At 67.9% G+C, this 12,490-nt stretch carries 8 protein-coding genes; all 8 read left to right on the top strand.

Features of this window, described 5'->3' with window-relative positions:
- Window positions 1-473: PPW family C-terminal domain-containing PPE protein (locus BN973_RS31565; protein WP_462138145.1), on the top strand; the 473-nt coding region annotated here is incomplete at its 5' end.
- 126 nt (window positions 474-599) lie between these two features.
- Complete coding sequence (locus BN973_RS04440) at window positions 600-1,505, top strand: class I SAM-dependent methyltransferase (protein WP_036466215.1); 906 nt, start codon at window positions 600-602, stop codon at window positions 1,503-1,505.
- A gap of 204 nt (window positions 1,506-1,709) precedes the next feature.
- Entirely contained in the window at window positions 1,710-3,203 is a 1,494-nt protein-coding gene (locus tag BN973_RS04445; RefSeq protein WP_036466217.1) for a PPE family protein, read from the top strand.
- A gap of 567 nt (window positions 3,204-3,770) precedes the next feature.
- A complete protein-coding gene (gene eccA, locus BN973_RS04450; protein WP_036466220.1) occupies window positions 3,771-5,624 on the top strand; it encodes a type VII secretion AAA-ATPase EccA in 1,854 nt (617 codons plus the stop codon).
- Window positions 5,621-7,222, top strand: coding sequence for a type VII secretion protein EccB (gene eccB / locus BN973_RS04455; protein ID WP_036466221.1), 1,602 nt, complete (start codon window positions 5,621-5,623; stop codon window positions 7,220-7,222). Before eccA ends, eccB begins: the two co-directional genes overlap by 4 nt.
- Window positions 7,219-11,199: a type VII secretion protein EccC gene (locus BN973_RS04460; RefSeq protein ID WP_036466223.1), complete on the top strand. Its 3,981-nt coding sequence runs from the start codon at window positions 7,219-7,221 to the stop codon at window positions 11,197-11,199. The genes eccB and BN973_RS04460 overlap by 4 nt, the downstream gene beginning before the upstream one ends.
- 34 nt (window positions 11,200-11,233) lie before the next feature.
- Window positions 11,234-11,542, top strand: coding sequence for a PE family protein (locus BN973_RS04465; RefSeq protein WP_036466225.1), 309 nt, complete (start codon window positions 11,234-11,236; stop codon window positions 11,540-11,542).
- A 2-nt stretch (window positions 11,543-11,544) separates the two neighbouring features.
- Window positions 11,545-12,490 (top strand): PPE family protein (locus BN973_RS30295; protein WP_156959190.1); only part of this gene is annotated, 946 nt, incomplete at its 3' end.

The following is a 12,490-nucleotide window of genomic DNA, read 5'->3' on the forward strand; positions in this document are numbered from 1 at the left end:
GCGCCGTGGCCAGTGCCGCGCCAGCCGCGCCGCCTCCCGCCGGACCCGGTTTCGCCCCGCCCTACTTCGTCGCGCCACCGGGCATCGGGTTTGGTTCCGGGATCAGCGCCAGTGTGGTAGCGGGCACGAAACGGGAAGCACTGCAACCTGATTCGGCTGAGGTGGCGGCCGCGGCGGCCGCCCGGGAGCAGGCCCGGGCCCGGCGCCGGGGAAGGGTGCGGCAGCGCGGCTTTGGCGACGAATTCATGGACATGAACGTCGACGTCGACCCGGACTGGGATGGGCGTGTGTCGGAGGCGTCGGATCGGGGCGCGGGGAGCCTCGGGTTCGCCGGCACGGCGCGCAGGGAAGCCGCTGCCGCGGCGGGCCTGACCACCCTGGCCGGGGACGAATTCGGCGGCGGGCCGCGCATGCCGATGCTGCCGGGCAGCTGGGCCCCGGATGCCGGTGACGAGCCGTGCGGCGATGGCTAACGAAAGGCTTGGCGTTGACCGCGGTTCATCGCGCCGTCGACCGACGGCAACGTGGGTTGCCCGTGCTCAATATCGGTTGCCCCCAGGGGGAAAAGTGGGTCAGCGCGGCGGCGTAGTGTCGGTCGAGTGCGTAGCGAAGGTGACACCTGGGACATCACAACAAGCGTCGGCTCGACCGCGCTGTTCGTAGCGACCGCTCGGGCGTTGGAGGCGCAAAAGCCAGATCCGCTGGCCGTCGACCCGTATGCGGAGATCTTCTGCCGCGCCGTCGGTGGCTCGTCGGCGGATGTGCTGGACGGCAAGGAACCCGACCACCCGCTCAAGAGCGCCGACTTCGGCGATCACTTCGTCAACTTCCAGGGCGCTCGCACGAAGTACTTCGACGAGTACTTCCTGCGGGCCGCCGACGCGGGCGTGCGGCAGGTCGTCCTGCTGGCGGCCGGACTCGACTCGCGCGCCTACCGGCTGGACTGGCCGGCCGCGACGACGATCTTCGAGCTGGACCGTCCGCAGGTCCTCGATTTCAAGCGTGAGGTGCTCGCCGGCCACGGCGACCAGCCGCGGGCCGAGCGCCGGGAAATCGCCGTCGATCTGCGCGACGACTGGCCACAAGCGTTGCGCGACAGCGGCTTCGACCCCGCCAAGCCGTCGGCGTGGATCGCCGAGGGTTTGCTGATCTATCTACCGGCCGCCGCGCAGGAGCAGCTGTTCACCGGAATCGACGGCCTGGCCGGACACGGTAGCCATGTCGCCGTCGAAGACGGCGCACCGCTGCGGCCCGACGAATTCGAGGCCGCCGTCGCCGAAGAGCGTGCGGCCGCCGCCCAGGGCGACAAGCGGCTGTTCTTCCAGCTGGTCTATAACGAGCAACACGCCCCGGCCACCGAATGGTTCGCCTCTCACGGCTGGAACGCGGTCGGCACCGCGTTGGCCGATTACATGCGCGAGGTCGGTCGTCCGGTCCCCGGGCCGGAGACCGAAGCCGGCCCGATGATCGCCCGCAACACCCTGGTCAGCGCCGTCCGAGCCTGAGCTCGCTGCACTTAGCCTCGCGGCCGAACGGCCGGATTCCTTTCTCTGAGCTTTCGATGAGCTGAAAACGCGCGGGAACTTTTGCGCACTGCTTGCCGACAACTAACGGGCTGATACGCATGACGTCCACTGCCCGGGCGTCGTCGATTTCGGCCGGGCGAGGAGTGCTGGGATGGTGCTATCGCGCGTGATCGGCGGCCGACAATGACCGGACCGATTTGGATGGCGTCACCCCCGGAGATCCATTCCACCTTGCTGAGCAGTGGTCCGGGACCCGGCAGCTTGTTGGCCGCCAGCGGCGCGTGGAGCTCGCTGAGTGCCTCTTACGCGGAAACCGCGGACGAACTCGCTGCGATCTTGGCCGACACCCAGGCCGGTGCGTGGCAGGGGCCGAGCGCCGAGGACTATGTGGCCGCCCATGCGCCTTACCTGGCGTGGCTGACGCAGGCCAGCGCCGACAGCGCGGCGATGGCGGCCCAGCACGCGACGGCGGCCGCCGCCTACGCCGCGGCAGTGGCGACAATGCCGACGCTTCCCGAACTGGCTGCCAATCACGTCGTCCATGGCGCCTTAGTGGCGACGAATTTCTTTGGTATCAACACGATTCCGATCGCGGTCAACGAGGCCGACTACGCGCGGATGTGGGTCCAGGCCGCCACCACGATGTCCACCTATCAGGCCGTCACCGCCACGGCACTGGCGGGTGCGCCACAAGCCGATCCGGCGCCGGTGATCATGCACGCCGACCACGACCACGGCGACGAGGGCGATGGCGACGATGACGACATCGTCGACGACGACTCCGGCAACCCCTACCAGCTGAGTTGGTGGATCAACCGATTCCTGGAGATCTTCGAGACTTTCGCACGCGACTTGAAGGATTTTCAGACCGACCCGGTCGGGGCAATCCTCCATTTGCTCGCCGACATCGGCCCCCTGATCGCCGACGAGCTCGGCCACGCGCTCGAGGCCTTTCAGGCGTTCGCCCCCCAAATCGCGATCATCGTGGCGACCTCCACCCTCGGATTAGCCGGAGCCTTGGCGAGCCTGGCTTCGCTGGCTGCGATCCAACCCGAAGTGGCGGCGCCTGTCGCCGTGGTGCCCGCGCCTTTGCCAACGACCCCCGGCATGCACGCGGTGGCCGGCGCTCACTCAGTCGGCGCGCACGCCACGCCGACACCGAGCTCAGCCCCGGCCGCGGCCTCGGCGGCCGCGCCCGCGGCGGCGCCCGCGTCCGGATCCGCACCGCCGCCCGCCGGGATCGAGGGCGCCGCCTACCCGTACCTGGTGGGCGGGCCGGGTATCGGGACAGGCTCCGGGATGAGCAGCGGCGCACGGCGCAAGGCGCCGGAGCCCGATGCCGCCGCGGTCGCCGCAGCAGCCGCGGCGGCGGCGCAGCAGAAGCGGCAGGCGCGTCGGCGCCGGCGGGCGGGCATGAGGGGCCACCAGCCTGGCTACCGTTACGAATTCCTGGATTCCGACGGTGAGGCCGGTCCATTGGCCGACCAGCACGAAGCGGCCGCACCCTCCGACCGGGGGGCGGGTGCGCTGGGCTTTGCCGGGACCGTCGGCAAAGACGGCGTTACGCCGGCAGGGTTGGCGACGCTGGACGGTGACGATTTCGGCAGCGGACCCTCGGTGCCGATGGTGCCCGGCACCTGGCAACCCGACCAGCAGGGTGACGGGGGGCCGAAGTGAAAGAGCTTCGTGCGCTGGATCAGAGAGCTTCCGCCACCGGGAACTTTTCCGGTCGGGCAGCCGACTATTAACTGCCTGCTCGCGGCGCCGCTTATTAGCTAAGGCGGTCGTTGCGCCCCACCCGATCGGTTAGGAGTCGCTGCTGTGACCGCGCCGGTTCGGATGGCTGCACCCCCGCGCCGGCGCGCGGCGACCCACGACGACCCCCGCGAACCCGAGCCCATCCCTGGGATTGCGGCCGGCGGGGTCGTACCGTCTGACGGTGGGGGTGGGGAACCCTGGGAAATTCGTCGGTCTCTCGGAGTGGAAGGTGTCGGGTGCCAGCACCGGAGACACGCTTTGATAATGAAAACCATATTCAGTAAGCTTTGCTGCCACGAGGGAGTGCGGCCAACGCCACAACTGGAGAGGTGGACCGGTGATTCGGCAAAACACCGTGGTCAAAGCCCTGGAAAGGGCCGACGGGCGGCCAGTCAGACAACCCCGCGAGCCTCGACACTTAGCTTATGCAATGCTAACTTCAGCAAATTAAGTTAGGGGAGACTATCTTCATGGAAAATAGCGGCCGTGGAACTCGGTGACAGTGGTGTGCTCGCAGTCCAGCCCGGCACCTCTCGGCTGGACACCAGAGTCGACGGCGACGTCGTCAGCCGATTTGCTACGTGCTGCCGGGCACTGGGTATCGCGGTCTATCAACGCCAGCGGCCGGCGGATCTGACCGCCGCGCGCTCGGGCTTCACCGCGCTGACCCGCGTCGCCCACGACCAGTGCGACGCGTGGACCGGGTTGGCGGCCGCCGGCGATGCCTCCTACCGGGTGCTCGAGGCGGTTTCGCGCACCGCGGCCACCGCGGGCGTGCTGCAGCGACAGGTCGACTTGGCGCCCGGTGCCCTGGGCTTTCGCTACGACAGCGGACTGTATCTGCAGTTCCGCGCCACCAACCCCGACGAGTTCCACCTCGCCTTCGCCGCGGCCCTGGCAACGGCCGGGCGGTTTGCCGAGGCCGACGAGATCGTCGCCCGGCTCACCGCGCGCCGCCCGAGTTGGCGTGAGGCGCGCTGGGTCTCCGTCGTCATCAACTACCGCGCCGAGCGGTGGTCGGATGTCGTCAAGCTGCTGACCCCGATCGTCAACGACGCCGATCTCGACGCGGCCTACGCGCATGCGGCCAAGATCGCCCTGGGCACCGCGCTGGCCCGGCTGGGCTTGTTCGCCCCCGCGCTGTCCTACCTCGAGGAACCCGAAGGCCCGGTCGAGGTGGCCACCGTCGACGGGACACTGGCCAAGGGCCTCGTGCTGCGGGTGCACGTCGACGAGGAGTCGGCGAGCGAAGTCCTGCAGGACTTGTACGCCGCACATCCCGAGAACGAGCAGGTCGAACAGGCCCTGACCGACACCAGTTTCGGGATCGTGACCACGAATGCGGCTCGCATCGAGGCCCGCACCGATCCGTGGGATCCGGAAACCGAGCCCAGCGCGGAGGACTTCGTCGATCCCGCCGCCCACGAACGCAAGTCCGTGCTGCTGCACGAGGCCGAGCGCCAGCTCGCCGAGTTCATCGGGTTGGAAGAGGTGAAGAACCAGGTCTCGCGGCTCAAGAGTTCGGTGGCCATGGAGCTGGTGCGCAAGCAGCGCGGACTTCAGGTCGCCCAGCGCGCCCACCACCTGGTGTTCGCCGGACCGCCCGGAACCGGTAAGACCACGATCGCGCGCGTGGTCGCCAAAATCTATTGCGGTCTGGGCTTATTGAAGAAGGAAAACATCCGCGAGGTGCACCGCGCCGACCTGATTGGGCAGCACATCGGGGAGACCGAAGCCAAGACCAACGCGATCATCGACAGTGCGCTGGACGGGGTGTTGTTCCTCGACGAGGCCTACGCCCTGGTGGCGACCGGCGCCAAGAACGACTTCGGGCTGGTGGCCATCGACACGTTGCTGGCCCGCATGGAAAACGATCGTGACCGGCTGGTGGTGATCATCGCCGGTTACCGGGCGGATCTGGACAAGTTCCTGGACACCAACGAGGGTCTGCGGTCGCGGTTCACCCGCAACATCACCTTCCCGTCGTACACCTCCCATGAGCTGGTGGAGATCGCGCACAAGATGGCCGAACAGCGCGACAGCATTTTCGAGCAAGCCGCGCTCGACCACATGGACGAGTTGTTCGAGAAACTCGCGACTGCCACGACGCCAGACTCCAACGGGGTCGAACGGCGCAGCCTCGACATCGCGGGTAACGGCCGTTTTGTCCGCAACATCGTGGAGCGTTCCGAAGAGGAGCGCGAATTCCGGTTAGACCATTCCGAACAGGCGGGAACCGGTGCATTCACCGATGAGGAGCTGATGACGATCACCGACCGAGATGTCAGTAATTCGGTAGAGCCGCTGCTGCGCGGCCTGGGGCTCTCGGTGCCGTCATGACCAACCCGGAGCCTGCCGACGAACGACGTTCGTTCACCTCGCGTACCCCCGTGAACGACAACCCCGACAAGGTGGTCTACCGCCGCGGGTTCGTCACCCGCCACCAGGTGACCGGCTGGCGCTTCGTGATGCGCCGCATCGCGTCCGGAATTGCCTTGCACGACACCAGGATGCTGGTCGACCCGCTGCGCACCCAGTCGCGTGCGGTGCTGATGGGGGTCTTGATTCTGATCACCGGCCTGGCGGGCTGCTTCGTGTTCTCGCTGATCCGGCCCAACGGTCAGGCGGGCAACAACGCGGTGCTCGCGGATCGGGACACGGCCGCACTGTATGTGCGGATCGGGGACCAGCTGCACCCGGTGCTGAACCTGACGTCGGCCCGGCTGATCGCCGGCAAGCCGGTCAACCCAACCACGGTGAAAAGCAGTGAGCTGGACCGCTTTCCACGCGGAAACCTGATCGGCATCCCGGGCGCACCAGAACGCATGGTGCAGAACACATCTCATGACGCGAACTGGACAGTGTGCGACACCGTCAGTGAGGCGGCGCAGGGTTCGCACGCCGTGCACAGCACCGGCGTCACCGTGATCGCGGGCACGCCCGACAGCAGCGGCTCACGTGCGGCCACCATCGCCACGGCCGACGCGATCCTCGTCGAGTTCACCGGCGACAGGGGCACCAGCACCTGGCTGCTGTGGAACGGCAAGCGCAGCCAGGTCGACCTGGCCAACCACGCGGTCACCAACGCGCTGGGGTTGGGTGCCGACGTCCCCACACCGCGGCCCATCGCGGCCGGGCTGTTCAACGCGATCCCCGAAGCGCCTTCGCTTTCCGCGCCCGCCATCCCGAATGCCGGCACCCCGGCGAACTATCCGGTTCCGGCGCCGATCGGCGCGGTCGTGACGTCCTATGGCGTCGACCCGGGCAACGTTCGCTACTACGCGGTGCTGCCGGATGGCCTGCAACCGATCTCGCCGGTCCTCGCCGCGGTCTTGCGTAACACCAATTCCTATGGCCTGGACCAGCCCCCGCACCTCGGCGCCGACGAGGTGGCCAAGCTACCGGTGTCGCGGATGCTGGACACCACCCGCTTTCCCGACCGCCAGATCGCCCTCGTCGACGCGGCCAAGAATCCCGTCGCATGCGCGTACTGGAGCAAGCCGGCCGGGGCCGCCAGCAGCTCGTTGAGCCTGCTCGCCGGTTCCGCGCTGCCGGTGCCGGACGCGGTTCGCACCATGAACCTGATCGGTGGCGGCACCCAAGGGATCGCCAACCGAGTCGCCCTGGCACCGGGCACCGGCTACTTCGCCCAGAGCGTGGGTGGCGGCGCCACCTCGCCGGGTGCCGGCTCGCTGTTCTGGGTGTCCGACACCGGAGTTCGCTACGGCATCGACAACGAGGCCGAGAACTCCGGACACGGCAAAACCGTTGAGGCCCTTGGCTTGACCCCACCCCCTGTTCCCATTCCCTGGTCGATGCTGTCGCTGTTCGCGACGGGCCCGACGCTATCGCGCGCCGACGCGTTACTCGCACACGACGGCTTGGCGCCCGACAGCAAGCCCGGGCGTCCGGTGTCGGCCGAAGGAGGACCCCGATGAGCCGACTGATCTTCGAAGCCCGCCGGCGCCTGGCGCCGCCGAGCACCCGCCAGGGCACCATCACCATCGAGGCGCCCCCCGAGCTGCCCCGGGTGATTCCGCCGTCGTTCCTGCGGCGTGCCATGCCCTATGTGCTGGTGATCCTGATCGTCGGCATGATCGTGGCGCTGGTCGCCACCGGGATGCGGGTGATCTCGCCGCAGACGCTGTTCTTCCCGTTTGTGTTGCTGCTGGCCGCAACAGCGCTCTATCGCGGCAACGACAACAAGATGCGCACCGAGGAGGTCGACGCAGAACGCGCCGACTACCTGCGCTACCTGTCCGTGGTTCGGGACAACATCCGCACCCAGGCTGCGCAGCAGCGCGCCGCCGCGCAGTGGTCGCATCCCGAGCCGTCGGCACTGGCAACGGTGCCCGGATCTCGCCGCCAGTGGGAACGTGACCCGCACGACCCCGACTTCTTGGTGGTACGCGCCGGGCGTCACCAGGTTCCCCTGGCCACCGCGGTGCGGGTCGCCGACACCGCCGACGAAATCGATCTGGAACCGGTGTCGCACAGCGCATTACGCAGCCTGCTCGACACCCAGCGCACGGTCCGCGATGTGCCCACCGGAATCGACCTGAGCAAGGTTTCCCGGATCACCGTCCTCGGTGAGACCGACGAGGTACAAGGTGCGCTGCGCGCCTGGGTTGCTCAGGCCGTCACCTGGCACGACCCGACGGTGCTGGGGGTGGCACTGGCTACCCGCGATCCGGAGAACCGCGACTGGTCCTGGCTGAAGTGGTTGCCCCACATCGACATTCCCGGCGAGGTGGACGGCGTCGGGCCGGCCCGCTTCCTGTCCAACAACGTCGATGAACTGGTTGCGCTGCTGGGACCCGCGCTGGCCGACCGGCCGGCGTTCACCGGGCAGCCGGCCGACTCGTCGCGGCACCTGCTGATCATCGTCGACGACCCCGACTACGACGTGAACACCTCGGCGCTGGCGATCGGCCGGGCCGGAGTGACCGTCGTGCACCGCAGCACGACATCGCCTAACCGCGAACAGTATTCGGATCCGGAAAAGCCGATCCTGCGCATCGCGGACGGGACCATCCAGCGCTGGCAGACCGGCGGCTGGCAGCCCTTCATCGACAGCGCCGACGCGCTCGGCGCCGATGAGGCCGCGCACCTGGCCCGGCAGTTGTCCCGCTGGGATTCCAACCCCACCCACACCGGGCTGCGTTCGGCGGCCACCCGGGGTGCCACCTTCACCACGCTGCTGGGCATTCCGGACGCGTCGCGGCTGGATGTGCCGACGCTGTGGGGGCCGCGCCGCCGCGACGACGAGCTGCGGGTGCCGATCGGAGTTACCGCGACCGGCGAGCCGCTGTACTTCGACCTCAAGGACGAAGCCGAGGGCGGGATGGGTCCGCACGGCTTGATGATCGGCATGACCGGCTCGGGCAAGTCGCAGACCCTGATGTCGATTCTGTTGTCTCTGTTGACAACTCATTCGGCTGACCGCCTGATCGTGATCTACGCCGACTTCAAGGGTGAGGCCGGCGCCGACAGCTTCCGGGATTTCCCGCAGGTGGTTGCGGTGATCTCGAACATGGCCGAGAAGAAGTCGCTGGCCGACCGGTTCGCCGACACGCTGCGCGGTGAGGTCGCTCGCCGCGAAACATTGCTGCGCGAGGCCGGCCGCCGGGTGCAGGGCAGCGCGTTCAACTCGGTGGTCGAATACGAGAACGCTCGGGATTCGGGCGCCCCCGGCGCCGAAGACCTGCCGCCGATCCCGACGCTGTTCGTGGTCGCCGACGAGTTCACGCTGATGCTGGCCGACTACCCGGAGTACGCGGAGCTGTTCGACTACGTGGCGCGCAAGGGCCGCTCGTTCCGCATCCACATCCTGTTCGCGTCGCAGACGCTGGATGTCGGCAAGATCAAGGACATCGACAAGAACACCTCCTACCGCATCGGGTTGAAGGTGGCCAGTCCCAGCGTTTCTCGCCAGATCATCGGCGTCGACGACGCGTACCACATCGAGTCGGGCAAAGAGCACAAGGGCGTCGGCTTCCTGGTGCCCGCGCCCGGTGCCGCCCCGATCAAATTCCGCAGCACCTACGTCGACGGCATCTACGAGCCACCGCAGACCGCTAAAACCCTTGTGGTGGAGTCTGTTCCGCAGCCGAAGCTGTTCACCGCCGGGCGGGTGGAGCCCGATCAGGGCACGGTGATCACCGGAGCGGATCAGGACGAGTTCGTCGGCCCGCCGCGCAAGCTGATCGCCACCATCGGCGAGCAGCTGGCTCGCTACGGGCCGCGGGCACCGCAGCTGTGGCTGCCGCCGCTGGACGAGCCGATCCCGTTGACCACGGTGCTGGAGCACGCCGGAGTGCCGGAGCGGCAATGGCGGTGGCCGCTCGGTGAGATCGACAAGCCATTCGAGATGCGCCGCGACCCGCTGGTGTTCGACGCCACCTCGGCGTCCGGCAACATGGTGATCCACGGCGGAGCCAAGTCCGGTAAATCGGCCGCACTGCAGACGTTCATCCTGTCGGCCGCGAGCCTGCACTCGCCGCGTGACGTCACCTTCTACTGCCTGGACTACGGCGGTGGCCAGCTGCGTGCGTTGGAGGACCTGGCGCACGTCGGCAGTGTGGCCTCACCGCTGGAGCCCGAGCGCATTCGCCGCACCTTCGGCGAGCTCGAGCAGCTGCTGCTGTCTCGCCAGCAGGCAGAGGCGTTCCGGGACAAGCATGGTTCGACTCACGACGACGGCTTCGGCGAGGTGTTCCTGGTCATCGACAACCTGTACGCCTTCGCCCGGGACAACACCGACCAGTTCAACACTCGTAATCCGTTGCTGGCCAAGGTGTCCGAGCTCGTCAACATCGGTCTCGCCTACGGCATCCACGTGATCATCACCACCCCGAGCTGGCTGGAGGTGCCGTTGGCGATGCGTGACGGCCTCGGGCTGCGACTCGAGCTCAAGCTGCACGACGCGCGGGACAGCAATGTGCGGGTGGTCGGGGCGCTGCGCCGCCCGGCCGACGCCGTGCCGGCCGACCAGCCGGGTCGCGGGTTGACCATGGCCGCCGAGCATTTCCTGTTCGCGGCTCCGCAGCTGGAGCTGGTGGCCGCGATCAATGCCCGCTACCCGGGTGTGGCCGCACCGCCGGTTCGGCTGCTGCCGACCAACTTGGCACCGGATGCGCTCGGGCCGCTGTATCGCGGACCCGAACAGGTCGTCATCGGCCAGCGCGAAGAGGACCTGGCGCCGGTCGTGCTCGACTTCGCGGAGAACCCGTTGCTGATGGTGTTCGGCGACAGCAAGTCCGGCAAGACCACGCTGCTGCGCCACATCATCCGCACCATCCGGGAGCACTCCACGTCGGATCAGGTGGCGTTCACGGTGCTGGATCGGCGGTTGCATCTCGTCGACGAACCGCTATTCGGTGACAACGAGTACACCGCCAACATCGACCGCATCATCCCGGCGATGCTCGGCTTGTCCAACATCATCGCCTCGCGGCGCCCGCCGGCCGGTTTGTCGGCCGCGGAGTTGGCCCGGTGGAGCTACCAGGGTCACACCCACTACCTGATCATCGACGACGTCGACCAGATTCCGGACACACCGGCGATGAGTGGCCCGTACATCGGGCAGCGGCCATGGGCCAGCCTCCTCCCGGAGTTGAGCCAGGCCGCCGATCTGGGGCTGCGGGTGATCGTGACGGCACGGGCCACCGGGTCGGGGCATGCCCTGATGACAAGCCCGTTGCTGCGCCGCTTCAACGACTTGCAGGCAACCACGTTGATGCTGGCGGGTAACCCGCAGGACAGCGGCAAGATCCGCGGCCAGCGATTTGGCCGGTTGCCTGCCGGACGGGCAATTCTGTTGGGAGACAGCGAAAGCCCGACGTACGTGCAGTTGGTCAACCCGTTGGTTGGCGAGTCCGTGGTAGGGGGAGCCGACGAAGGTTTCGCCCGCTGATGGTGATTAGTGAAGCGCAACAAAAGGAGTCATTATGACGTTGCGAGTTGTACCTGAAGGCTTGGCGGCCACCAGTGCGGCGGTGGAGGCGCTGACGGCGCGGTTGGCAAGCGCACACGCGGCGGCCGCTCCGGCGATCACCGCCGTGGTGCCGCCCGCGGCGGATCCGGTGTCGCTGACGACGGCCGCCGGGTTCAGCGCCCAGGGCCAGATGCACACGGCGGTGGCCGCCGAGGGCGTCGAGGAGCTGGGCCGCGCCGGTGTCGGCGTGGGCGAAGGCGGGGCAAGCTATCTCGCGGGTGACACCGCGGCCGCCGTCACGTACGGAGTGGCGGGCGGCTGACTATGACGGCGCCTATCTGGATGGCTTCTCCGCCGGAGGTGCATTCGGCGTTGCTGACCATGGGACCGGGGCCGGGGCCGCTGCTGGCGGCCGCCGGTGCCTGGACCTCGCTCAGCGCCGAATACGCCGAGGCGGCAGCCGAACTTAGTGGGCTCCTGGGGGAAGTACAAGCGGGGGCATGGGAAGGTCCTAGCGCCGAACAGTATGCGGCCGCGCACATCCCATATCTGGCGTGGCTGATGCAGGCCAGTGCCGACAGCGCGGGCGTGGCCGCCCAGCATGAAGTCGCCGCGGCGGCATACACCGGCGCCTTGACCGCCATGCCGACGCTGGTGGAACTCGCCGCCAACCACACCATCCACGGGGTACTGGTCGCGACGAATTTCTTTGGGATCAACACGATTCCGATCGCGGTCAACGAGGCCGACTACGCCCGGATGTGGGTCCAGGCCGCCACCACGATGAGCACCTATCAGATCGTCTCCGATGCGGCGCTGGCTGCGGCGCCGCAGACCGACCCCGCTCCCAACGTGCTGCGACCCGGTGCCGAATCCAACAACTTCTCGACGTTGGCCCAGCAGAGCGACTCCAACTTGGGGAACTGGATCGACAATCTGCTGCGGCAGCTGCAGCAGTTCTTCCAGAATCTCTTCCAGAATCTGCAGGACTTCATCTCGAATCTGATGAGGGATCTGCCGGGCTTCCTGGTGGCCAATGGGCCACTGCTGTTCTTCCTCGCCTACCAGCTGGTCACCAACCTGCTTGGCTGGCCTACCTGGGGCGCGATTTTGAGCGCACCGTTTGTGATCCCGTTGGTCATCGGCATCGGCGCTTACCTGTACTTGCAGACTCCCGCGGACCTGCCCGAGGTGCCGGGGGCAGTGGCGGTGCCGCCGGTTCTGCCCTCCCAAAGTCCCTCGATGCCGCCGGCCGCGGCCATGGCCCCGC

Origin of the sequence: Mycobacterium triplex, from assembly GCF_000689255.1 — a bacterium.
Classification (GTDB): Bacteria; Actinomycetota; Actinomycetes; order Mycobacteriales; family Mycobacteriaceae; genus Mycobacterium; species Mycobacterium triplex.

Excerpts from the sequence above, each read along its gene's own strand:
- BN973_RS04445 (WP_036466217.1), top strand. The coding sequence starts at position 1,710 with ATGACCGGACCGATTTGGATGGCGTCACCCCCGGAGATCCATTCCACC.
- eccB (WP_036466221.1), top strand. The coding sequence starts at position 5,621 with ATGACCAACCCGGAGCCTGCCGACGAACGACGTTCGTTCACCTCGCGT.
- BN973_RS04460 (WP_036466223.1), top strand. The coding sequence starts at position 7,219 with ATGAGCCGACTGATCTTCGAAGCCCGCCGGCGCCTGGCGCCGCCGAGC.
- BN973_RS04465 (WP_036466225.1), top strand. The coding sequence starts at position 11,234 with ATGACGTTGCGAGTTGTACCTGAAGGCTTGGCGGCCACCAGTGCGGCG.